Source organism: Planomonospora antibiotica, assembly GCF_014647955.1.
In the GTDB taxonomy this organism is placed as follows: domain Bacteria; phylum Actinomycetota; class Actinomycetes; order Streptosporangiales; family Streptosporangiaceae; genus Planomonospora; species Planomonospora parontospora.
On sequence record NZ_BMQE01000012.1, the window covers coordinates 57,653 to 80,636 of the forward strand.

21 protein-coding genes are annotated in these 22,984 nt (G+C 73.0%); 9 read left to right on the forward strand and 12 right to left on the reverse strand.

Annotated features, from left to right (window positions below):
* The first annotated feature begins 122 nt into the window (after positions 1-122).
* Entirely contained in the window at positions 123-803 is a 681-nt protein-coding gene (locus IEZ06_RS13915) for a permease prefix domain 1-containing protein (RefSeq protein WP_189237111.1), read from the forward strand.
* A gap of 88 nt (positions 804-891) precedes the next feature.
* Here the strand turns inward: IEZ06_RS13915 and IEZ06_RS13920 are convergent, their stop codons facing one another.
* Positions 892-1,221 (reverse strand): PadR family transcriptional regulator, encoded by a 330-nt coding sequence (locus tag IEZ06_RS13920; protein ID WP_068894395.1) that lies wholly within the window; start codon positions 1,219-1,221, stop codon positions 892-894.
* Positions 1,222-1,316: 95 nt separating this feature from the next.
* On the opposite strand from IEZ06_RS13920, the gene IEZ06_RS13925 reads away from it, so the two are divergent.
* The 4 genes from IEZ06_RS13925 to IEZ06_RS13940 are packed head-to-tail and all read left to right on the forward strand — an operon-like array spanning position 1,317 to position 6,966.
* On the forward strand, positions 1,317-2,495 hold the full coding sequence (locus tag IEZ06_RS13925) for a cytochrome ubiquinol oxidase subunit I (RefSeq protein ID WP_189237112.1): 1,179 nt from the start codon (positions 1,317-1,319) through the stop codon (positions 2,493-2,495).
* Between the two features lie 10 nt (positions 2,496-2,505).
* Positions 2,506-3,270, forward strand: a complete 765-nt coding sequence (locus IEZ06_RS13930) for a cytochrome d ubiquinol oxidase subunit II (RefSeq protein ID WP_189237113.1) — start codon at positions 2,506-2,508, stop codon at positions 3,268-3,270.
* Between the two features lie 7 nt (positions 3,271-3,277).
* Positions 3,278-5,224, forward strand: a complete 1,947-nt coding sequence (locus tag IEZ06_RS13935; RefSeq protein WP_189237114.1) for an ABC transporter ATP-binding protein/permease — start codon at positions 3,278-3,280, stop codon at positions 5,222-5,224.
* Complete coding sequence (locus IEZ06_RS13940; RefSeq protein ID WP_189237115.1) at positions 5,221-6,966, forward strand: amino acid ABC transporter ATP-binding/permease protein; 1,746 nt, start codon at positions 5,221-5,223, stop codon at positions 6,964-6,966. Before IEZ06_RS13935 ends, IEZ06_RS13940 begins: the two co-directional genes overlap by 4 nt.
* Positions 6,967-7,138: 172 nt before the next feature.
* On the opposite strand, the gene IEZ06_RS13945 is transcribed toward IEZ06_RS13940, so the two are convergent.
* The 3 genes from IEZ06_RS13945 to IEZ06_RS13955 are packed head-to-tail and all read right to left on the reverse strand — an operon-like array spanning position 7,139 to position 9,040.
* Positions 7,139-8,350, reverse strand: a complete 1,212-nt coding sequence (locus tag IEZ06_RS13945) for an RNA polymerase sigma factor (RefSeq protein WP_229798100.1) — start codon at positions 8,348-8,350, stop codon at positions 7,139-7,141.
* On the reverse strand, positions 8,347-8,691 hold the full coding sequence (locus tag IEZ06_RS13950; RefSeq protein WP_189237116.1) for a YciI family protein: 345 nt from the start codon (positions 8,689-8,691) through the stop codon (positions 8,347-8,349). The genes IEZ06_RS13945 and IEZ06_RS13950 overlap by 4 nt, the downstream gene beginning before the upstream one ends.
* A 7-nt stretch (positions 8,692-8,698) precedes the next feature.
* The gene (locus IEZ06_RS13955) at positions 8,699-9,040 is read right to left on the reverse strand and encodes a YciI family protein (RefSeq protein WP_189237117.1); all 342 of its coding nucleotides are present in this window, start codon (positions 9,038-9,040) and stop codon (positions 8,699-8,701) included.
* Between the two features lie 243 nt (positions 9,041-9,283).
* On the opposite strand from IEZ06_RS13955, the gene IEZ06_RS13960 reads away from it, so the two are divergent.
* From IEZ06_RS13960 to IEZ06_RS13975, 4 genes are read left to right on the forward strand one after another with little or no spacing between them, the layout of a single operon-like run.
* On the forward strand, positions 9,284-9,910 hold the full coding sequence (locus tag IEZ06_RS13960) for a transporter (protein ID WP_189237118.1): 627 nt from the start codon (positions 9,284-9,286) through the stop codon (positions 9,908-9,910).
* A complete protein-coding gene (locus IEZ06_RS13965) occupies positions 9,907-10,224 on the forward strand; it encodes a transcriptional regulator (RefSeq protein ID WP_229798102.1) in 318 nt (105 codons plus the stop codon). The genes IEZ06_RS13960 and IEZ06_RS13965 overlap by 4 nt, the downstream gene beginning before the upstream one ends.
* A 35-nt stretch (positions 10,225-10,259) precedes the next feature.
* Positions 10,260-11,216, forward strand: coding sequence for an ABC transporter ATP-binding protein (locus IEZ06_RS13970; protein ID WP_229798104.1), 957 nt, complete (start codon positions 10,260-10,262; stop codon positions 11,214-11,216).
* 52 nt (positions 11,217-11,268) lie between these two features.
* Positions 11,269-12,006 carry an ABC transporter permease gene (locus IEZ06_RS13975; RefSeq protein ID WP_189237119.1) on the forward strand — a complete coding sequence of 246 codons (738 nt, stop codon included), beginning with the start codon at positions 11,269-11,271 and terminating at the stop codon, positions 12,004-12,006.
* An 82-nt stretch (positions 12,007-12,088) separates the two neighbouring features.
* Here IEZ06_RS13975 and IEZ06_RS13980 read toward each other — a convergent pair whose 3' ends face one another.
* From IEZ06_RS13980 to lon, 8 genes are all read right to left on the reverse strand, one after another.
* A complete protein-coding gene (locus IEZ06_RS13980) occupies positions 12,089-13,579 on the reverse strand; it encodes a S1C family serine protease (protein WP_229798106.1) in 1,491 nt (496 codons plus the stop codon).
* A gap of 194 nt (positions 13,580-13,773) precedes the next feature.
* A complete protein-coding gene (locus tag IEZ06_RS13985; protein ID WP_189237120.1) occupies positions 13,774-15,309 on the reverse strand; it encodes an acyl-CoA synthetase in 1,536 nt (511 codons plus the stop codon).
* 145 nt (positions 15,310-15,454) lie between these two features.
* Positions 15,455-16,063, reverse strand: coding sequence for a hypothetical protein (locus IEZ06_RS13990; RefSeq protein ID WP_189237121.1), 609 nt, complete (start codon positions 16,061-16,063; stop codon positions 15,455-15,457).
* A 199-nt stretch (positions 16,064-16,262) separates the two neighbouring features.
* A complete protein-coding gene (locus tag IEZ06_RS13995; RefSeq protein ID WP_189237122.1) occupies positions 16,263-17,117 on the reverse strand; it encodes a MetQ/NlpA family ABC transporter substrate-binding protein in 855 nt (284 codons plus the stop codon).
* A 91-nt stretch (positions 17,118-17,208) separates the two neighbouring features.
* Positions 17,209-17,865: a methionine ABC transporter permease gene (locus tag IEZ06_RS14000; RefSeq protein WP_373293855.1), complete on the reverse strand. Its 657-nt coding sequence runs from the start codon at positions 17,863-17,865 to the stop codon at positions 17,209-17,211.
* Positions 17,862-18,824, reverse strand: a complete 963-nt coding sequence (locus tag IEZ06_RS14005; protein ID WP_068893963.1) for a methionine ABC transporter ATP-binding protein — start codon at positions 18,822-18,824, stop codon at positions 17,862-17,864. Before IEZ06_RS14005 ends, IEZ06_RS14000 begins: the two co-directional genes overlap by 4 nt.
* Before the next feature lie 355 nt (positions 18,825-19,179).
* Positions 19,180-20,385: a cytochrome P450 gene (locus tag IEZ06_RS14010; protein WP_189237123.1), complete on the reverse strand. Its 1,206-nt coding sequence runs from the start codon at positions 20,383-20,385 to the stop codon at positions 19,180-19,182.
* 145 nt (positions 20,386-20,530) lie between these two features.
* Entirely contained in the window at positions 20,531-22,900 is a 2,370-nt protein-coding gene (gene lon / locus IEZ06_RS14015; protein ID WP_189237124.1) for an endopeptidase La, read from the reverse strand.
* Between the last annotated feature and the right edge of the window lie 84 nt (positions 22,901-22,984).

The following is a 22,984-nucleotide window of genomic DNA, read 5'->3' on the forward strand; positions in this document are numbered from 1 at the left end:
TGGCTGCCCTTGGTCTGGATCCGGGGACACATCAGGGTCCTCCCTGATGCGCGGGCACCGGACAGGGGTCATGATGGGCGCCGGACACCCCTGGACGGGGACCGCGCGAGCAGGGGGAACAGGTGGACGCCGGAGTCATCGACGACTACGTCGCGGAGCTCGGCCGTACGCTCCGCGGGCCGAGGGGGCTCAGGCTCGACCTGGTCACCGAGGCCCGCGACAGCCTGCTCGACGCCGCGGAGGCCCTGGAGGACGGCGGCCTGGAGCGGACCGAGGCCGAGCGGGCCGCGGTCGAGGAGTTCGGCGCCGTCCACGAGATCGCCCCGGGCTACCAGGAGGAGCTGTCCGTCGCCGCGGGCCGGAGGCTGGCCGCCCTGCTCTTCCTCGCCGTGCCGCTCACCGCGGTCATGTGGACCGCGGTCTGGAAGCTGTTCCCGACGGCTCCGGCCGCCTACGACGCCTGGCCCGGCTGGTTCGTGCCGGTGGCCCGCGCCGTGGACGTCGTGCAGATGGTCATCGGGATGATCGGCGCGCTGGCGCTGCTCGCGCTCGGCCGGGGACGGCGCAGGATCCGGCGGCCCCGGCTGGTCGCCCGGGCGCTGGCGCTGTTCGTCTGGGCCATGATGCCGGTCATGCTCGTCCTGTGCTGGGCCCTGATGTACGGCTCGAACAGACCGGACGGCTTCTCCGACTACCCTCCCGGCCTCGCCGCCTCGGTGGTGAGCTACGGGTTCTGGGGCCTGCAGCTCTACTGCGCGACCCGCTGCCTCTCCCTCACCCGGCGGCGGACCGCGACCGGGTGAGAAGCAGGCGGGCGACCGGCGCGCGCCCCGCCGACCGAGGCCGTGCGCCCGCCTCCGCGCACCCGGCCGGCCGTACGGGGCGGCGTGCTCACTTCGTGGCGCGCGGTTCCAGCACGCTGCCGATGACGCCCGCGAACTCCCGCCAGGCCGAGCGTTCCCCGGCCAGGGCCGTGCGGCCCGCCGAGGTCAGCCGGTAGGTGCGCCGCTTGCGCCCGCCCACCGTGGCCCACTCGCTGGCCAGGTATCCCGCCTGCTCCAGTCTGCGCAGCGCCGGGTAGACCGTGCCCGTCGGCACGCTGAGCGCACCGCCGCTGCGCGCCTGCAGCGCCTCGATGATCGCGTATCCGTGCAGGGGCTCGTGTTCCAGGACGGAGAGCAGCAGGGCGTCCATGTGCCCGCGGAGCGCGTCGGTGTTCACGCCCATCACCTTACCTCTCGCATAGGCAACCTACATGTAGGCTCTCTACATGTAGAGTGTCTATAGGTAGACAGACATGTGATGGAGGCGACGCCATGGACGTACTCGACCTGGCCCGGACGCAGTTCGCGGTGACGGGGAGTCTCCACTTCCTGTTCGTCGTGCTGACGCTGGGCCTGGCCCCCCTCGTGGCGGTCATGCAGACCCTCTGGACCTTCGGCGGCAAGCCGGTCCACGAGCGGATGACCCGCTTCTGGGGCCAGATCTACTTGATCAACTACGCGCTCGGCATCGTCACCGGCCTGGTGATGGAGTTCCAGTTCGGCCTGAGCTGGAGCGGGCTGTCGCACTACGCCGGCGACGTCTTCGGCGCGCCGCTGGCGATCGAGACGCTCGCCGCCTTCTTCCTGGAGTCCACGTTCCTCGGATTGTGGATCTTCGGCTGGCACCGGATGCCCCGCCGGCTCCATCTGGCGTGCATCTGGATCGTCACGCTGACCGCCTACGTCTCGGCGTTCTGGATCATGGCGGCCAACGCGTTCCTGCAGAACCCGGCGGGGGCGGTGGAACGGGGCGGCAGGCTGGTGGTCGAGGACTTCGGCGCCGTGCTGACCAACCCCATGCTCGCCATGGCCCTGCCCCACGTGGCCGGCGCGGCCCTGCTCACCGGCGGATCCGTGATCATGGGGGCCAGCGCCTACCAGCTGTTCCGCAGGACGGCCGAGCAGGAGTTCTTCACCAAGTCCCTCCGGCTGGGCGTGGCCGTCGCCGCGATCGGCACCGTGCTCGCGGTCGGCTTCGGCTACGCGCAGTTCGGTCCGATCGGAGAGTTCCAGCCGGGCAAGTTCGACAGTCCCCTGGCCGGCCTCGGCCTCGGATTCATGATCATGATCGGATACCTGCTCCAGCTCGTCGTGCTGTTCGTGCTGCTGCCCGTCATCCGCTGGCTGCCGCGCTGGCGGTGGGCGCACCCGATCGTGATGCTGATGACCCCGCTGCCGTTCCTGGCCGCGATCCTCGGCTGGCTCGCCCGCGAGGCCGGCCGCCAGCCCTGGCTGGTGTACGGCAGGCTCACCGTCGCCGACGCGATGTCCCCCGGCCTCACCCCGGCGATGATCACCACGTCCCTGGTGGCCTTCACCGGCGTGCTCGGCCTGCTCGCGGTCGTCGACTACCTGCTCATCGCCCGCCTGGTGCGGCGCGGCCCCGCCGCCGCCACCCTGGGCGCCGCCCCGCTCCCGCCGCCCGAGCGCACCCCCGCGCTGAGCCTGTAAGGAGGCACCGATGGACATCCTCTGGACCGTGCTCTTCGCCGCCCTGCTGATCGGTTACTTCGCCCTGGAGGGCGCGAACATCGGCCTCGGCATGCTGCTGCCCGCCCTCGGCCGCGCCCAGGAGGGCCGGGACCGGATCGTCGCCGCGATGGCGCCGTTCGTCCTGGCGGGCGAGGTGTGGCTGGTGGCCGTGGCCGGAGTGCTCTTCGGGGTGTACCCGCAGGCCGAGGGCGAGGTGCTGTTCGGCCTCTACCCGCTGGTGGTCTGCCTGCTGGTCTCCTGGATCGTGCGCGACGCGGGGCTCTGGTTCCGCCGCAGGGCGGACGGCCCCACCTGGCGCGCCGGGTGGGACCGGATGATCTGCCTGGGCTCCTGGGGGCTCGCCCTCTCCTGGGGCGCGGCCCTGACCGCCCTGGCGACCGGCCTGTCGGTCACCCCGGCGGCCCTCGCGGGCGCGGCCGCGCTCGCGGCGCTGCTGGCCTTCCACGGCCGGGCCTTCGCCTCCTGGCTGCTGCCCGATGGAGCGGCCGGGACCGCCGCGGGCCGCGGCGCGGGTGCGCTGGCCGTCTCGGCCTGCCTGGCCGCCGCACCCGCTGCGGCGCTGCTGGCCGGCGCCGCTCCGTGGCTCCTGGAGCACGCCGCCCCGGTGGATACGCTGAATGTGCTCAGTGTCATGATCCTGCCGTGCGCACCGGTCATGGTGGGTGCGCAAGTATGGGTGTGGCGCACGTTCGGTCCCCGGCGTGCGGCCGGCCGGTTCCCCTCGTTCTTCTAGGGCTCACATGCACAAGGACCTCCTGCGGCTGGTGCGGGGCGAGCGAGCAGTCCGCCGCCATCTGGCCCTCTGCCTGGCCGCGGCGATCCTCGCCGGGCTGCTCGTCCTCGTCCAGGCCGAGCTGCTCGCCGGCGTCCTCTCCGGGAGGTTCGAGACCTCGGCGCTGGCCCTGCTGGCGGTGGTCGTCGGGGTCCGGGGACTGCTCGGCCTCGCCCAGGGGATCGCCGCCGGTCACACCACCACCGCGGTGAAGTCGGTCCTGCGCCACCGGCTGCTCTCCCGGCTGCGGGACCTGGGCCCGGCCCGGCTGACCTCCCACCGCTCCGGCGAGCTGGTGACGCTGACCGGGCGCGGCCTGGACGCCCTCGACCCCTACCTGAACGGCTACCTCCCGGCGATCGCGGTGGCGGGCGTCGTACCGGTCGCCGTGCTCGCCCGGCTGGTCTTCGCGGACCTGTCCAGCGCGGTGATCGTGCTCGTCACGCTCCCGCTCATCCCGGTCTTCGGCGCGCTGGTCGGCATGCACACCAAGGCCGTCACCGAGCGCCAGTGGCGGGCCCTGTCCCGCCTCGGCGGGCACTTCCTCGACGTGGTCCGCGGCCTGCCCACGCTGCGCGCCTTCGGCCGGGCCCGCTACCAGGCGGAGGTGATCCGGCAGGTCACCGACGCCCACCGGAGCGCGACGATGCGCACGCTGCGGGTGGCCTTCCTGTCCTCGCTGGTGCTGGAGCTGGCCGCCTCCCTCTCGCTCGCGCTGGTCGCGGTCCCGATCGGCCTCCGGCTGCTGGGCGGGACGCTCGACCTGCCCGCCGCGCTACTGGTGCTGCTGCTGGCCCCGGAGGCCTACCTGCCGCTGCGGAACATGGGCACCAGGTTCCACGCCGCGATGGAGGGGGTCACCGCCGCCGACGACGTGTTCGCCGTACTCGACGGGGAGCCCGAGCCCCGGTCCACCGTGTCCCGGTCCGCCGGCGGCGGAGCCCTCGGCCCGGCCGGCCCCGCGGCGGCGCCGGAGATCCGGCTGGAGAACGTGACGGTGCGCTATCCGGGCCGGGCGGAGGCGGCGCTGGAGGACGTGTCGCTGGTCATCGCGCCGGGCGAGCGGGTGGCGCTGGTCGGCGAGAGCGGCGCGGGCAAGAGCACGCTGCTCCACCTGCTGCTGGGTTTCCTCACCCCGGAGAGCGGCCGGGTCCTGGTCGACGGGGTGGAGCTCTCCGGTCCCGCCTCCAGACCCGCCGCAGCGGCCTCCGGAGACGCCGGAACCGAGGGGGCCGGGGAGACGCGGGACGGCGGAGAAGCCGGGAGCACGGAAACCCGGGTGGCGCGCGACGCCGGTGACGCCGGAATCGCCGAGGACACCGGGGCGCGCTGGGAGACCTGGCGCGGACGGCTGGCGTTCGTGCCCCAGCGCCCCCACCTGTTCGCCGCCTCGGTGGCCGACAACATCCGGCTCGGCTCCCCCGGTGCGACGCTCCAGCAGGTCCGGGCGGCGGCCGGGGCCGCGCACGCGGACGGCTTCGTGACGGAACTGCCGGAGGGCTACGACACGGTGCTCGGTGAGCGCGGGGTGAACCTCTCCGCCGGCCAGCGGCAGCGGGTCGCGCTGGCCCGCGCCTTCTGCCGGCCCGCGGCGGACCTGCTCCTGCTGGACGAGCCGACGGCCCGGCTCGACGGCCGGAGCGAGGCCGCGATCGTCGCCGCCACCCGCGAGCTGGCCGAGGGCCGGACCGCCGTGATCGTGGCCCACCGGCCCGCGATGATCGATCTGGCCGACCGGGTGGTCCGGATCGCCGGCGGCCGGGTCGTGTCCGACAGCGGCTCCCCCGGCGCGCCGGCGGTGCACGGCGAAGCCGGTCCTCCCGGCCGCACGACCGATCCCGGCGGCCCGACGGCTTCCGGAGACACGGCGGCTTCCGGAGACACGGTGACGACGGGTGCCGGAGGGGCGCGATGAGGCGGATGGGCGGGCGGATCGCCCTGGCGGCGGCGGCCGGGGTCGCGGCGGAGCTCGCCGGACTGGCCCTGATCGGGTCGGCCGCGTGGCTGATCACCAGGGCGGCCGAGCAGCCGCCGCTGGCGGCGCTGAGCGTGGCGATCGTCGGGGTGCGCGCGTTCGCGACGAGCAAGGGCGTCCTCCGGTACGGCGAGCGCCTGACCGGGCACGACGTGGCGCTCCGCGCCCAGGCGACGACCCGGGAACGGCTCTACCGGGCGCTCGTCCCGGCCGGCCCGCCGAGCCAGAAGGGCGCCGACCTGCTCAGCCGGATGGTGGACGACACCGACGCCGTGCAGGATCTACTGGTCCGCGGCCTGCTCCCGGCGGTCGCGGCGCTGGCGACCGGGGTCGCGGCGGTCGTGCTCGGCCTGTTCCTGCTCCCGGCGGCCGCGCTGGTGCTGACGGCCGGCCTGCTGGTGGCGGGCGTGGTGCTGCCCGCCGGGGTGGCGGCCGCCACGCGGCGCCGGGCCGCGCTGATCGCCCCGGCCCGGGCCGAGCTGGCCGCCCGGGTGGCCGACCTGCTGCACGGGGCGGCCGACCTGGCCGCCTACGGTGCGGGCGACCGGGCCCTGGCCGCCTCCGCCGGGGCGGACGCCCGGCTGGCCGCGCTGGAGCGGGCCCAGGCCCGCACGGGCGCCGTGGCCACCTGCCTGGGCGTGCTCGCCCAGGGACTGACCGTCGCGGGGGTGGTCCTGGTCGCGCAGGGGGCGGGCGCCGGTCCGGTGGCGACCGCCGTGCTCGCGCTGACCTCCCTGGTCGCCTTCGAGCCCCTGCTTCCGATGATCACGGCCGCCGAGCGCATGACCGGGGTGGCCGCCGCCCTGCGCCGGCTGCGGGAGGTCCGCGCGACCCCGCCCGCCGTCGCCGAGCCGGCCCGGCCGGCGGCCGTCCCCGGCGGGCCGCTCACGGTCGAGGTCGAGGACCTGGTCGTCCGCCACGCGGCGGATCGCGCGCCCGCGCTGAACGGCGTCGGCCTGACCCTCACCCCCGGCAAGCGGGTGGCGGTCGTCGGCCCCAGCGGGGCGGGCAAGAGCACCCTGCTGGCGGCCCTGATGCGCCTGGTGGAGCCGGAGTCCGGCGTGATCCGGCTGTCCGGCTCAGGGGCGGACGGCCGTTCCGGACCCGGCGGCGGTGACGCGTCCGGTACCGGGACCGGGGAGGCCGTCGATCTGCGCGACCTGCCCTCGGACGAGGCCCGGCGGATCATGACGGGCCTGACCCAGGACCCGTACGTGTTCCAGGCCTCGTTCCGCGACAACCTCCGGCTGGCCGGGCCGGAGGCGGACGAGGAGGCGCTGGCGGAGGCCGTACGGCGGGCCCGGCTGGCGGACTGGGCGGAGCGGACCGGGTGGGACACCGTGCTCGGGGAGGACGGGCGGACGGTCTCCGGCGGGCAGTTGCAGCGGCTCGCCCTGGCGCGGGCGCTGCTGAACGACCCGCCCGTGCTGCTGCTCGACGAGCCGGCCGAGGCGCTGGACGAGGAGACCGCCGACGCGCTCATGGCCGATCTGCTGGACGCCACCCGGGGGCGTACGACCCTGCTGGTCACGCACCGGCTGCGCGGCCTGGAGGAGGTGGACGAGATCGTCGTGCTGGAGAACGGCTCGGTCCTCCAGCGGGGCACCCACCGGGAGCTGGTGGACACCCCCGGCTACTACCGCGACCTGTGGCGGTCGGAGGCCCTGGTCTCCCGGGGATAGGGCCGGTCCGGGGCCGGGGTCCCGCCGTCGCGGATCCGCCTGCGCGGCACCGTCCACCGGCTCCGCGCCGCCTCTCCGCGGGGCGGAGCCGGCGGGCGGTGTCGGTGGGCGGTGCCGGCGGGCGGTGCCGATGGACGGTGCCGATGGACGGAGCCGGCCTTGTGCGACGAGGTCAGCGGGCGGACAGCTCTTCCCGGCGCGACAGCAGGAAGGCGCGTTCCGGGTCGGTGCCGACGGCCTCCAGCGCCCGGCCGTAGGCGTCCAGGGCCTCCCGGTCCCGGCCCAGGCGGCGCAGCAGCTCGGCGCGGGTGGCGTGGAGCAGGTGGTGGTGGCCCATCGCCCGGTCCAGCCCGTCGAGGAGCTCCAGCCCGGCCTCGGCCCCGTCGGCCTCGGCGACCGCCACGGCCCGGTTGAGCCGGACCACCGCCGACCCGGTGACCTCCTCCAGCCTGCCGTACAGCCGGGCGATGGCGGGCCAGTCGGTGTCCCCGGCCCGCCCGGCGACCGCGTGCTCGGCCGCGATCGCGGCCTGCAGCAGGTAGGGACCGGGGAAGCCGCCGGAGCCGCCCGGACGCGCCGCCTCCAGCAGGGAGAGCGCCTCGCCGATCTCCTCACGGCGCCAGCGCGAGCGGTCCTGGTCGGGCAGGCGGACCAGCTCCCCCGACGGACCCAGCCGGGCGTCCCGGCGGGCGTGGTGCAGCAGCATCAGCGCCAGCAGCCCGTCCGCCTCCGGGTCGGCGGGCAGCAGCTCGCGCAGCATCCGGCCCAGCGCGATCGCCTCGGCGGCGAGCTCGGCGCGGATGAGCCGGTCTCCCCCGGTGGCGGCGTACCCCTCGGTGAAGACGAGGTAGACCACGGCCAGCACCCCGTCGCGCCGCTCGGCCAGCTCCGGGCCGGCCGGGATGCGGTAGGGGATGCCCGCCTGGGCGATCTTCTTCTTCGCCCGGGTGATCCTGGCGGCCATGGTGGTCTCGGAGACCAGGAAGAGCCGGGCGATCTCGCGGGTGGTCAGGCCGCCCGCGCAGCGCAGCGTGAGGGCCACCCTGGCCTCCGTGGACAGCGCCGGATGGCAGCAGGTGAAGATCATCCGTAGCCGCTCGTCGGGGATCGCCGAGGGGTCCGGCAGGTCGTCGACGACCAGCAGCGGCAGCTTCCTGGCCGCGACGGCGTCCCGGCGCAGCCGGTCCAGCGCGCGCCTGCGCGCCGTGGTGAGCAGCCAGGCGGGCGGGTTGCCGGGCTCCGGCGGCCAGGCGGCGACGGCCGCGGCGAAGGCGTCCTGCAGCGACTCCTCGGCCAGGTCCAGATCGCGCAGCTCCGCGGTGAGCAGGGCGAGCAGGCGCGCCCAGTGCCGCCGGTACGCCTGCTCGACCATCGTCACGCTCACCCCTGGTATTCGACCACGGGACGGATCTCCACGATCTCCTCGGGGCAGGCCGTGGCGAACTCGATCGCCTCGTCCAGGTCCCGGGCCTCCACGAGGTAGAAGCCGCCCAGGTGCTCGGCGGTCTCGGCGTAGGGGCCGTCGGTGTGCAGCGTCCGTCCGCCGCCGGTGCGCACGGTGACCGCGGTCGTGGAGAGGTCCAGCTCCTCCCCGCCGAGGTAGGCCCCGCGGGCGGTGAGCATGTCCGTGAACCGGCCGTGCGCGGCGGAGACCTCCTTGATCTCGGCCTCGGTGGCGGCGGCCCACCTGCTCTCGTCCCCGTAGAGCAGCAGCGCGTACTTCACGGCGCCGTCACCCCCTGTCCGGGACGGGCCGGATCTCCACGACGTCGGACGGGCAGGCCTCGGCGAACTCGATCGCCTCCGCCATGCTCGCGACCTCGATCGTGACGTACCCGCCGATCTGCTCGACCGCCTCGGCGTAGGGGCCGTCGGTGACGACCACCTTCCCCCCGGTCTTCCTGACCGTGGTGGCGGTGCCGGAGTGGGCCAGCTCGTCACCGCCCCGGCCCGCGTTCCGGGCCGTCAGCATCTCCTCGAAGCGGCCCCACCGGGCGTAGATCTCCTCCCGCTCGGCCTGGCCGGCCTCCGCCCAGGGCCTCTCGTCCCCGGCGGCCAGCAGCACGTATCTCATGGTTCTCCTTTCCGGTGCCGTCCGGCGGGTGCCGTACGCACTCCCATGACGTACGGCGTGCGCCGGAATCGACAGGTCCCGCTGAGGAAATTCTCGCGGGCGGGGCCGGTGCCGCCGATCGCGGACCGGTCCGGCCGACGGCGATTCGTCCGGCCGGAGGGTTGAGTTGGCGGAGCAATGTAGTTTACAGTTCAAACCACGAGTTTGAAACACAAACCGATTTGCGTTGACAAGGAGGAAGCCGTGGAGGAAGACGATCGAGCGCTGAGCCCGGAGGAGATGCTCCGGTTGATCGACAACCAGGACTCCGCGGCCGTCCGCCGGTTCGTGCCCGACACGTCATTGCTCTATCTGCCGTGGGGGCTCGCCTGGCTGGTCGGCTTCGGCACGCTCTTCCTCCACCACGGCCTGTCCGGCAGGCCGTACGCACCGATCTCCATAGACGTCGCACTGGCGGTGCTCTTCGGGGCCATGCTGCTGGCCGGGGCGGTCAACGCCTTCGTGCTCTGGCGGACCGGCAACCAGGTCCGGGGCGCCTCCCAGCAGCGCGGCATGATGTACGGCCTCGCCTGGCCGACCGGATTCCTCACCATGTCGATGATCGCGGAGCGGTTCGCCGCCCAGCTCCCCGAGGCGGAGCGGAACCTCCTGTGGGCGAGCATGTCGATCATGCTGGTCTCCGTCCTCTACATGGCCGGCGCCGCCGTCTGGCACGACCGGCCGATGTTCGCCGTCGGCATCTGGATGGCCGTGCTCAACGCCGTGGGAACGGCCGCCGGGACGGGCTGGCACGCGTTGCTGATCGCGGTGGGCGGCGGAGGCGGGTTCATCGTCGTCGGCCTGGTGTTCAGCCGGAGAGTCCGCTGGTGACCCCCGAGCTCGACCCGGTGATCCACGCCCAGGCCCGGCTCCGGGTGGTCGTCACGCTCAACGCCCTGCCCGAAGGGGACCAGATCGCCTTCCCCGGCCTGAAGGACCTGCTCGGCATGACCGCCGGGAACCTCTCGGTGCACCTGGGCAAGCTGGAGGAGGCCGGATACGTGGAGATCGTCAAGACGCACCGGGGCCGCACCCCGGTCACCTACGTCGCCCTCACCCGCCGGGGCCGCCTCGCCTTCGAGGAGTACACCGCGGCGATCCGCACCCTGCTGGACACGACCTCGGCGCCGCCTCCCGGCGCCTGACCCCTGTTCGACATTCGAGAAAGGAAGGTCCCGCGATGGCGGAACCGACGACGACACTGGGCGCAGGACCGGATGCGGCGCCGAGCGCGATGCCGGACTCCGGCGCGGAGCCGGAGCAGTCCCTGGTGCGCGCCGTGGAGGTCACCCGGCGCTACGGGGACGTGACGGCGCTGGACCGCGTCTCCCTCGGCGTCCGCCCCGGCGAGCTGGTCGGGCTGCTCGGGCCCAACGGGGCGGGCAAGTCCACGCTGATCAACCTGTTCTGCGGGCTGCGCAGGCCCACCTCCGGCCGCGTCGAGCTGCTCGGCGGCTCCCCCGCCGATCCGGTACGGCGGCGCGGCATCGGCGTCACGCCGCAGGAGACCGGGCTGCCGGCGACCCTGCGGGTCGGGGAGATCGTGGACTTCGTCTCCGCCCACTACCCGCGGAGCGTCGCCCGGGGGGCGCTGCTGGAGCGGTTCGGCCTGTCCGGGCTGGAGCGGCGCCAGGTCGGCGGGCTCTCCGGCGGGCAGAAGCGGCGGCTCGCGGTGGCGCTGGCGTTCGTCGGCGACCCCCGGCTGGTCTTCCTCGACGAGCCGACCACGGGGCTGGACGTCGAGGCGCGCCGGGCGCTTTGGGACGCCATCCGGGACTTCCACTCCGATGGCGGCACCGTGGTGCTCACCAGCCACTACCTGGAGGAGGTCGAGGCGCTGGCCGAGCGGGTCGTGGTCATCGGGCAGGGCCGGGTCCTGGCCGACGGCACCACCGAGCAGGTGCGGGACATCGCCGGTGTCCGCCGCGTCACCCTGACGGCCGGCGACCTGCCCGAGCTGCCCGGGGTCCTGCGGACGGAGCGCGAGGGCGGCCGCACCCACCTGCTCACCTCCGACGCCGACGCGCTGGTGCGCGAGCTGGTCCGCGCCGGCGTGCCCTTCTCCGGCCTGGAGGTACGCCCCACCTCCCTGGAGGAGGCGTTCCTGACCATCACCGCCGGGTCCGAGGCGGCCTGACCCGGCCCCGACCCCGCCCTCCGGCCGTCCCCCCTTCTCCGAGAGAGGCCCCATGTCACTCCTTCTCACCCATACCCGGTACCAGTTCATGGAGACGGTCCGGGTGCCGATCGCGCTGATCGGCAACGGATTCTTCCCCGCCGCCTCGATGCTGTTCTTCGTGGTCCCGTTCGCCGGAGACCATCCGGTCGGGGCGACGCTGGCCACCGCCTCGATGATGACCTTCGCGGTGATGTCCAGCGCCCTGTTCACCCACGGCATCGGCGTCGCCGAGGACCGGGTCCAGCCCTGGGACCCCTACACCCGCACCCTGCCCGCCGGGCCGTGGCCGAGGCTCGGGGCCCGCATCCTCAACTCGCTGCTCTTCACGCTCGTCGGGGTGCTGCCGGTCCTCGTCATCTCCGCGCTGTTCACCGAGGCCACCGTGACCCCCGCCCGGCTGGCCCTGGGGGTGGGCGCCCTGCTGCTCGGGTCGGTCCCGTTCCAGCTGCTCGGCCTGTTCATCGGGTACGCGCTGCCGTCCAAGGCGGCGATCGCGGTCGTGCAGCTGCTGTTCTTCCCCATGGCGGTGGGCGGCGGCCTGCTGACGAACCCGATGGACGCCCCCGCCTTCATCGACGCGGTCGCACCCTTCCTGCCCAGCCGGGGCGCGGTCGAGCTGGTCTGGGCCGCGGTCGGATACGGCACCCCCCAGACGCTCGCGATGGTCATGTTCGCCGTCTGGATCGCGGTCGCCGGGGCGCTGGCGGTCTGGGCCTACCGCCGCGACGAGGGCCGGCGCTTCTCCTGAGCCGGGACGCGGACCCGGGGGCCACGCCGTCAGGCGTGCCGCCGGGGTCGCGGCGGCCCCGGCGGCACGCGGTCCGTCCGGATCATTCCCCGGTCTTCTGGACCAGGGTCGCGGTGACGGTCTGGCTCCGGCCGTCGCGGAGGTAGACGAGGGTGACCCTGTCGCCCGGCTTGAGACCGCGCACCACGCCGACCACGGTGTCCCCGTCCTCGACCGCGGTGTCGTTGATCTTCGTGATCACGTCGCCCTGCCTCAGCCCCGCCTGGGCCGCCGGGCTGCCGTCGGTGACCTGGCTGACCAGTGCGCCCGCGGTGTCGCCGGTGGCGTCGGCGAGACCGACGCCCAGGAAGGCGTGGACGACCTTGCCGGTCTCGATGAGCTGGTCGGCGACCTGCCGGGCGGTGTTGATCGGGATGGCGAAGCCGACGCCGATGCTGCCGTCACCACCGTTGGTGGCGATGGCGGTGTTGATGCCGATCACCTGCCCGGAGGAGTTGACCAGCGCCCCGCCGGAGTTGCCGGGGTTGATCGCCGCGTCGGTCTGGATGGCGCCGCCGATGGTCGTGACCTGTGCGGCGCTCTGCCGCCGGCGGTCGCCGCCCCAGCCGGGCGGGAGCTGCTGCTCCCGCTCGCCGCCGACGGTCACCGTCCGGTCGAGCGCGCTGACGATGCCCGCGCTGACCGAGCCGGACAGGCCGAGCGGGCTGCCGATGGCCAGGACGGAGTCGCCCACCTTGAGCCGGTCGCTGTCACCGAGCGAGGCCGCCGTGAGGCCGGAGACGTTCTCGGCCCTGATGACCGCCAGGTCGGTGGCCGGGTCGGTGCCCACGATCCTGGCCGGGGCCGTCCTGCCGTCGCTGAACTTGACGGTCACCCGGCCGTCCTGGCCGGCGGAGCCCACCACGTGGTTGTTGGTCAGGATCAGCCCGTCGGCGGAGAGCACCACGCCCGAGCCCTCTCCGCCCCCGGCGGCCGTCTTGACCTCGATCGAGACGACCGCGGGCTGGACGGCCGCGGCGACGTCGGCGACCGTGGTCGCGTTGCCGGCGGCGCTGACCACCGGGGCCGCCGAGGAGACGAGCGCGGGGCCGTCGTCCAGGGCGGTCGCGGCGAAGGCCCCCGCCACTCCACCGCCCACGGCCATGGCGGCCAGCGCGAGACCCGCTCCCAGCTTCTGCATCCCGCTCAGCCGGCCCCGCTGGGCGGGCACCGTGACAGGCGCGGTGACAGGCGTCGTGACGGGTGCGGGAGGCGGCGCCGGGACCCCGGACGGCGTCGCCGGCGGCGCGGACGGTCCGGCGGGCGTGCCGAGCGGCTGCGCCCCGACGGGCGGCGCGGGCGTCCCGGCCGGGGCTCCGGTCGGCGCTCCCGCCGGAGCCCCGAGGGGCGGCACCGGCAGCGGCGTGGTCCGTCCCTGCCCGGCAGCCTCGGCGGCTGCGGCGGCCTCGGTGGCGCGGCCGCCCGGGAACCCCCCGGCCCGGGGCGGCTCCGCGCCGAACTGGCTCCAGCCGCCGGAGGCCGCCTCGGTCGGGGTGGTGTCCTGCTCGTTCTTCTTGTCGTTCATCTCGTTCATCCCCCAGTCCTGCGTCCCTCCGTGGACACCACGGCGACGACCGGTTCTCTCCGGTGTCCATATCCTGCGCGGAGGGACGTAAGAGCTGGTTAAGGGCGTGATCGGGATGATCCGCACCTCCTGACGGCCGCTTTATCAGCCGTGGTCAGAGGGCCGGACGGAAGCCGTACGGAAGCCGTACGGAAGATAAAAAATCATGACTTGGAGGGCCAGTACTCGTCGCGCAGGACGCGCTTGTAGAGCTTGCCCGTGGGGTGGCGGGGAAGCTCTACGCGGAAATCGACCGACCTGGGGCACTTGTACGCCGCCAGCCGGTCGCGGCAGTAGGCGATCAGCTCGGCCTCCAGCCCCGGTCCGGCCAGGTCCATGGAGACCGGCTCGACGACGGCCTTGACCTGCTCGCCCATCTCCTCGTCCGGGACGCCGAAGACCGCCACGTCGGCGACCTTCGGGTGGACGGCGAGCACGTTCTCCGCCTCCTGCGGGTAGATGTTCACCCCGCCGGAGATGATCATGTAGGAGCGCCGGTCCGTCAGGTAGAGGAAACCCTCCTTGTCCAGGTAGCCGATGTCGCCGAGGGTCGTCCAGCCCCGGCCCTTCGGGTCCCTCGACGCCCTCGTCCTGTCCTCGTCGCCGTGGTAGACGAACTGCGGCCCCTTGTCGAAGTAGACCGTGCCGTGCTCGCCCGGCGGCAGCTCCTCGCCGTCCTCGTCGCAGACGTGCACCACGCCGAGGAGCGCGCGTCCCACGGTGCCCTTGTGCTTGAGCCAGTCCTCCGGACCGGCGTAGAGGAAGCCGTTGCCCTCGGTTCCCGCGTAGTACTCGTGGACGATCGGCCCCCACCAGTCGATCATCTGCTCCTTGACCGGGACCGGGCAGGGCGCGGCGGCGTGGATCGCGCACGCCAGCGACGACAGGTCGTACGCGGCGCGGGTCTCCTCCGGGAGCTTGAGCATCTTGATGAACATGGTCGGCACCCACTGCGAGTGGGTGACGCGGTGCTCCTCGATGAGCGCGAGCGCCCGCTCGGGGTCGAACCGCTCCATCACCACGATGGTCGCGCCCAGGCGCTGGAAGCTCATGCAGTAGCGCAGCGGGGCCGCGTGGTAGAGCGGCGCCGGGGAGAGGTAGACGCTCTCCGCCGAGGGCGCGAAGAGGAACTGGATCAGCTGGAGCAGCGGGCCGGGCTCGTCGAGGGAGGCGACGGGCAGGGCCGGCTTGACGCCCTTGGGCCGGCCCGTGGTCCCGGAGGAGTAGAGCATGTCCGCGCCCTGGCACTCGTCCTCGACCGGCGTCGGCGGATGGGCGGCGACCGCCTCCTCGTAGGAGGCGAAGCCGGGGGCGGTGCCGTCCAGCATGAGACGGGTCTCGACCCGGGGGGTGGCCTCGGTGATCGAGGTGGCGACGTCGGCGAGGGCGGCGGAGGAGATGAAGACCCTGGCCTCGCAGTTGTCCACGATGTAGGCGAGCTCTCCGGCCGTCAGCCGGGAGCTGATCGCGGTGTAGTAGAGGCCCGACCGGTGCGCCGCCCAGGCCACCGCCAGGAAGAGCGGGTGGTTCTCCAGCATGAAGGCGATGTGGTCGCCCGGGCGCAGGCCCGAGGCGCGGAACAGCTGGGCCAGGCGGTTGGACTCCTCGTCCAGCTCGCGGTAGGTGACGACCCGTCCGGAGCCCGCCATGATCACAGCGGGCTTGTCGGGCGAAACGGCTGCGATGGCTCCCGGATGCATAACCGAACGTTACTCGGTTCCATGATCCGCGGGAAGTGCCCGCTTACCCCGGAACGCCGGACGGGGCCGCGGCCTCCCTTCAGGAGGTCGCGGCCCCGTGTCATCGGTTGCTGCGAGGTACCGCCGGCCGGGTACGGCCGTGCGATCAGGCGTGGCTGTAGACGTTCTCCCAGCCGCTGAAGTAACCCTTGGGGCCGAAGTGGTTGCCGCGGCTCACCTTGACGGAGATCTCCTGCGCTCCCTCACCGCTGAAGGAGTAGAACTTCGCGGGCTTGCCGCAGTTCTTGAAGCTCTTGAAGGAGGTCGAGCCGTCGAAACCCTCGACCTTGAAGGTCGCCCACGAGCAACGGTACTTCGGGTTTCCCCACCACTTGTGGTTGGTGAGCTTGCCGTGAACGGTGTAGTCGTACTCGTGGACCCACTTCCAGACCCACTTCTTGCTCCAGGTCTTGGTCCAGAAGCACTTCTTCTTGCCGTTCTTCCACACGCACTTCTTGACGACCTTGGGATACTTCTTCCAGTAGCCCTGCTTCTTCGACTCCTTGGTGACCGTGACCTTGCCCTGCGCCACGGCCTTGTGGTTGGCGGAGGCGTAGGGGCCCCAGTGGTCGGAGAAGTACGGCGAGGCGGAGACCCCGCCGGGGCCGGTGGCGGCGTTCTCGATCGGGGTGGCGGCGTTGGCCGCGACGGGGGCGCCCACGGCCAGGAGGGTGGCCGCGCCGGCGCCGACGAGGATACGGGTGGCGAATCGCATCTGAGGGGACCTCTCGGGAATGAGGATTTTCTGACGCTCCCGTTGTACGTCCACGCGATTGCCGTCCACTTACAGGCCACCGCCGCCCGCTTACAGGCCGCTTAAACGGCGAGGTCGGACCGGAAATCCGATAAGCGCTTTTTCCCGATCTTGCGCGGAGCGCCGCGAAAGGATCTCCGGTCCGGGGTCCCGCCGGTTCTCAGCCCGCGTTCACCGGAATGACCGAACCGCTGTAGGTCCGCTCGATGAACTGCTTCACCTCGGCGCCCGAGAGCAGCTCGGCGAGCTTGGCCACGCGCGGGTCCTGCTCGTGGCCGGCGGCCACGACCAGGCCGTTGGCGTAGGGGTTGCCCTCCGCCTTCTCCAGCACCAGCGCGTCGGAGGCGGGCTTGAGGTCGGCCTCGAGCGCGTAGTTGCCGTTGATGACGGCGGCGTCCACGTCCTCCAGGGAGCGGGGCAGCTGCGCGGCCTCCAGAGGCTGGAACTTCAGGTTCTTCGGGTTGCCGGTGACGTCGCGCTCGGTGGCGGCGGTGCCGACCCCCTCCTTCAGGGTGACCACGCCGTTGTCGGCCAGCAGCTTCAGGGAGCGGCCCAGGTTGGTGGCGTCGTTGGGCACCGCGACGGTCGCGCCGTCGGCGAGCTCGGTCACGGCCTTGATCTTCTTGGAGTACAGCCCCAGCGGCTCCAGGTGCACGTCCTGGACATAGGTCAGCTTGGTGCCCTTGGAGGCGTTGAAGTCGTCGAGGTAGGGCCGGTGCTGGAAGAAGTTGGCGCCGAGCTCGCCGTCCTGGAGCTGCACGTTCGGCTGCACGTAGTCGGTGAACTCGACGATCTCCAGGTTCAGGCCCTCCTTGGCGGCCAGCTCGTCCTTGACGAACTTCAGGATCTGGCCGTGCGGGACCGGGCTGACGCCGACCTTGAGCACCTCGCCCGCGGCGGGCGCGGAGGCCTTGCCCGCGGTGTCCCCGGTGGTGCCGGAGTCACTGGAGCCGCAGGCGCCCAGGGTGAGGACGAGGGCGGTCGCGGCGGACGCGATGGCGAACAATCTGCGCACTGTGCGCTCCTTCGGTGAGTAAAAACCCTATTTGTAGATAGGAAAACCCAGGATATCCCTCGTGGTGGACCGCCTGGGGAGCGGTGGGGGTTCAGCGCCGGGCGAGACGGCGGGCGACGACGTCGCCCAGGGTCTGCACCAGCTGGACGATGACGACCAGCACCACGACCGTGACCACCATGAGCGTGGTCTCGAAGCGCTGGTAGCCGTACCGGATGGCCAGGTCGCCGAGTCCGCCGCCGCCGATCGCCCCGGCCATGGCCGAGTAGGAGATCAGCGCCACCACGGTCACGGTCAGCCCCGCCACCAGGCCGGGCATCGCCTCGGGGAGCAGGACCTTGCCGATGATGGTCCCGCGCCCGGCGCCCATGGCCTGGGCCGCCTGCACGGTGTCCCGGCCGACCTCGCGCAGCGCGGTCTCCACCAGCCTGGCGAAGAACGGCGCGGCGCCCAGGGTCAGCGGGACGACCGCGGCGAACGTGCCGATGGTGGTGCCCACGATGAGGCGGGTCAGCGGGATCACCGCGATCATCAGGACGATGAAGGGCAGCGACCGGCCGAGGTTGACCACCAGGCCGAGCACCCGGTTCAGCACCGGGGAGGGCAGCAGCCCGCCCCGGTCGGTGACGACCAGCGCGATGCCGAGCGGCAGCCCGAACAGCACGGTGAACAGCGTGGACCAGACGACCATCTGGGTGGTCTGCCCGGTGGCCTCCAGCAGCAGGGGGCTCATCTCGTCCCAGGTCACGGGGTCACCTCCACCAGCAGGCCGCGCTCGGTCAGGTAGTCGAGGGCGGCCTCGCGCTCGCCGCCGGTCAGGCGCACCCGCAGGCGGCCGGCCGAGACGCCCGCCACCTCCTCCAGCGCCCCGCCGAGGATGTTCACGTCGACGTCGAACTTGCGCACGATCTCCGAGACCACCGGTTCGTCGGCCTGCCCGGTGAAGGTGATCGTGACGTTCCCGGCCTCGGGCCGGGGCAGCGGGAACAGCTCCGCGGCGAGGCGGGAGCCGGGCCGCGCGATGAGCTCGGGGATGGCCCCGGACTCCTCGACCAGGCCGTCGCGCATGACCGCCACCGAGTCGCAGATGCCCTTGACGACGTGCATCTCGTGGGTGATCAGCAGGATGGTGAGCCCCAGCTCGCGGTTGAGGTTCCGCAGCAGGGACAGGATCGACTGCGTGGTCGCCGGGTCGAGCGCCGAGGTGGCCTCGTCCGAGAGCAGCACCGACGGGTTGCCGGCCAGTGCCCGGGCGATGCCGACGCGCTGCTTCTGCCCGCCGGACAGCTGCGCCGGGTGCGCTCCGGCCTTGTCCGCCAGGCCGACCAGCTCCAGCAGCTCGGCGACCCTCCGGGCCCGCTCGGCCCGCCCGACGCCCATCACCTCGAGGGGGAAGGCCACGTTCCCGGCGACCGTCCGGGAGGACAGCAGCGCGAAGTGCTGGTGGATCATCCCGATCCGCTGGCGGGCCCGGCGCAGCTCGCCCTCCCGCAGCGCGGTCAGCTCCTGGCCCGCCACGGAGACCGTGCCCTCGGTGGGCCGCTCCAGCAGGTTCACGCAGCGCAGCAGGGTGCTCTTGCCGGCGCCGCTCTGCCCGAGCACGCCGAAGATCTCACCCTCGCGGACGCGCAGGTCGACCCCTCCCAGGGCGACGACCTCGCGCCCCCTATCTCGATAGACCTTGCGCAGGCCCGACACGTCGATCACAGCGGTTCCCCCAACACGGAACGGTTCAGCACGGAGAAAGGACTTCGGCGGGGGTACGGCTAGCGCGTGCCGGGAGGGAAGGGCAGGTGGCTCAGACGGCGCAGGACGAGCGTGTCCGCGGGGCAGGTCATGTCGGCGGGGCCTTCTCGGCGGGAGGGAACGGGCGGGGCGGGTCTCAGCGCGTGCGGGGTGTCTCCACGGCCCGACAGCACATTCGGCGCATTCGGCGCATTCGCCCGCCACGACAGGCGGCCCGGCCGGCCGGCCGGGCCGCCTCGATGTCGGGCGCCGCGTTCACGTCGGCGTCAACACGCCGTTCCTGTCACTCCATTCCCGACATCTCATGTGATGCCGCTCACAGCTGGAGGCGGACCGGCATCTCCTTGATGGAGTTGACGAAGTTGGAGCGGAGCCGCCGGGCCGTACCGGCCGGGGCGATGCCTGGGGTGCGCTCGGCGAGCACCTCGAACAGCACCCGCACCTCCATCCGGGCCAGGTGGGCGCCCAGGCAGAAGTGCGGGCCGCCGCCGCCGAAGCCGACGTGCGGGTTGGGGTCGCGGCCGATGTCGAAGACGTCGGCGTCCGGGAAGACGGCGGTGTCGCGGTTGCCCGACGGGTAGTAGAGCACCACCTTCTCCCCCGCCGGGATCGTCCTGCCGCCGAGCTCGGTCTCGGTGAGCGTGGTGCGGCGCATGGTGATCACCGGGGACACCCAGCGGATGACCTCGTCGGGGAGCGTGCGCAGCAGCGACCGGTCCTCCAGCAGCCGCCGCCACTGGTCCGGGTGGTCGAAGAAGGCCTGCAGCCCGCCGGAGGCGGCGTTGCGGGTCGTCTCGTTGCCCGCGACGGCCAGCAGCACCACGAACACGCCGAGGGCCAGGTCGTCCATGCTGGAGCCGTCCTCGGCGGGGGCGACGAGCTTGCTGACGATGTCGTCGCGCGGCTCCTCGCGCCGCCGGGCGCCGAGCGCCGAGGCGTAGGCGAGCAGCTCGAAGATCGGCGCGGTGTCCTGGGCGGCGAAGTCGGGATCGTCGGCGCCGATCATCGCGTTCGACCAGGCGAAGATCTTCTCCCGGTCCTCGGCGGGCGCGCCGAGCAGCTCGCAGATCACGTACAGCGGGAGCGGCGCGGCGACGTCGGCGATGAAGTCCACCGAGCCGCGGGCCAGCGCCGCGTCGACCAGCTCGTGGCAGATCTGGCGGATGTGCTCCTCCAGCTTCCCGATCATCCGGGGCGTGAAGCCGCGGTTGACGACGGCGCGGGTCGCGGTGTGCTCCGGCGGGTCCTGGAAGAGCATCATGAGCCGGTTCCGGGAGAGCTGCTCCTCGCTCGGGTCGGGGACCATGACGCCCCCGGCGTGGGAGGAGAAGACCTCGGGATGCCGCGAGACGTGCTGGATGTCGGCATGGCGCATGACCGCCCAGAAACCGGGGCCGCCGGGCTCGGCGTGCCGGTGGACGGGGTCGTCCGCCCGCAGCCGGGCGTACCGCTCCCAGGGCATGGCGGTCTCGTACAGCGAAGGGTGGTAGATGTCGGTCTCGGTGCTCGTCGAAGGGCTCATGAAAGGCTCTCTGCTCGGTCCACGTCCGCCGGACCGAGATTCTTCCAACTCCCCGGCCCGGACCGGGAGTCATGGGGCAAATCGTGATCTTCCGGATAGCCCATGACTCCCCGTCCGCTTCGCCGGCGCGATCCCCGGCCGGGCGTCAGGCCGCCGCGGGCTCGGCGACCTTGGCGGGGGTGAGCGCGATCTCCAGGACCTCCCGCACGTCGCTCACCGCGTGCACGGTCAGCTCGTTGCGGACGGCCTCCGGCACGTCGTCCAGGTCGGGCTCGTTGCGGGCCGGGATCAGCACCGTGGTGATGCCCGCGCGGTGGGCGGCCAGCAGCTTCTGCTTGACCCCGCCGATCGGGAGCACCCGGCCGGTGAGGGAGACCTCGCCGGTCATCGCCACGTCGTTCCTGACCGGGCGGCCGGAGAGCAGCGAGGCCAGGGCCGTGGTCATGGTCACGCCCGCGGAGGGGCCGTCCTTCGGGACGGCTCCGGCCGGGAAGTGGATGTGCACCGAGCGGTCCTTGAGCGAGGAGACGGGCAGCTCCAGCTCCGCCCCGCGCGAGCGCAGGTAGGAGAGCGCGATCTGCGCCGACTCCTTCATCACGTCGCCGAGCTGGCCGGTCAGGGTCAGCCCGGTGGCGCCGGTCTCCGGGTCGGCCAGGGACGCCTCCACGTAGAGGACGTCGCCGCCCGCCCCGGTGACCGCCAGCCCGGTGGCCACGCCCGGCACCGCCGTACGCTGGCGGGACTCGGGCAGCGAGGACTCGGGCACGTGACGCGGGCGCCCGAGGTAGGCGACCAGGTCGTCCACCGTCACCGGCAGCTCGGCCTCGCCCAGCGCCACCTGCGCGGTGACCTTGCGCAGGATCCGGGCGACCGAGCGCTCCAGGGAGCGGACCCCGGCCTCCCGGGTGTACTCGCTCGCGAGGCTGCGCAGCACGTCCTCCCCGACCGCGACGTCGGCGGCGGACAGACCGGCCTTCTCCAGCTGCCGCGGGACCAGGTGGTCACGGGCGATCGCGACCTTCTCGTCCTCGGTGTAGCCGTCGAGCGTCACGACCTCCATGCGGTCCAGCAGCGGGCCGGGGATCGCCTCCAGCACGTTGGCGGTCGCCAGGAAGAGCACGTCGGACAGGTCGAGCTCGACCTCAAGGTAGTGGTCGCGGAAGGTGTGGTTCTGCGCGGGGTCGAGCACCTCCAGCAGCGCGGCGGTCGGGTCTCCCCGGTAGTCGGAGCCGACCTTGTCGATCTCGTCGAGCAGCACGACGGGGTTCATCGAGCCGGCCTCGCGGATGGCCCGGACGATCCGGCCGGACTGGGCGCCGACGTAGGTGCGCCGGTGGCCGCGGATCTCGGCCTCGTCCCGGACGCCGCCGAGCGCGACGCGGACGAACTTGCGGCCCATCGCGCGGGCGACGGACTCGCCGAGCGAGGTCTTGCCGACTCCGGGGGGCCCGGCCAGCGCGAGCACCGCGCCGCTGCGGCGGCCGCCGACCACGCCGAGGCCCTGCCGGGCGCGGCGGCCCCGGACCGCGAGGTATTCGATGATGCGGTCCTTGACGTCGTCGAGGCCGGTGTGGTCGGCGTCGAGGACCTCGCGGGCCGCGGCGATGTCGTAGGAGTCCTCCGTGCGCTCGTTCCACGGGATGTCCAGGACGGTGTCGAGCCAGGTGCGGATCCAGCCGGTCTCGGGGGACTGGTCGGAGGTCCGCTCCAGCTTGCCGACCTCCTTGAGCGCGGCCTCGCGCACCTTCTCGGGCAGGTCCGCGGCCTCGACCCGGGCGCGGTAGTCCTCCTCCTCGGTCTCCGGGGAGGAGCCGTCGAGCTCGGCGAGCTCCTTGCGGACCGCGGCGAGCTGCTGGCGGAGCAGGAACTCGCGCTGCTGCTTCTCCATGCCCTCCTGGACGTCCTTGCGGATCGTCTCGGCCACGTCGAGCTCGGCCAGGTGCTCGCGGGCCCACTCGACCAGCTTCTCCAACCGGCCGGCGGGGTCGGCGGTCTCGAGGATCTCGACCTTGCGCGGGGTGGTGAGCCAGGGCGCGTAGCCGGAGTTGTCGGCCAGGACGGACGGGTCGCTCATCGCGTTGACGGCGTCGACGACCTGCCAGGCGCCCCGCTTCTGCAGGATCGTGGTGGCCAGCGCCTTGTACTCCTTGGCGAGCTCCTCGGCGCGCTCCCCCGCCTCGACGGGCTCGACCCGGGTGGTCTGCACCCACAGCGCCGCGCCGGGGCCGGTGGTGCCGGCGCCCACGCGGACCCGGTCCACTCCGCGCACGACGGCGGCGGGCTCGCCGCCGGGCAGCCGGCCCACCTGCTCCACGACCGCCCTGACGCCGACGGCACCGTAACGCCCGTCGATCCGGGGGACGAGGAGCACCTGCGGCTTCTTCTCGCCGAGGGCCTGGGCCGCGTCGATGGCGGCTCTGACCTCGGTGTCGGACAGGTCGAGGGGGACCACCATGCCCGGCAGCACGACCTCGTCGTCGAGCGGAAGGACCGGGAGGTTCAAGCTCTCACTCATCTTGGCTCCATCGGGTTGAGTTATACCGACTCAATTAACAGGAGCCGCTGATTGTTCCCAGTCTTGAGCCTGTTCGCTGTCAGC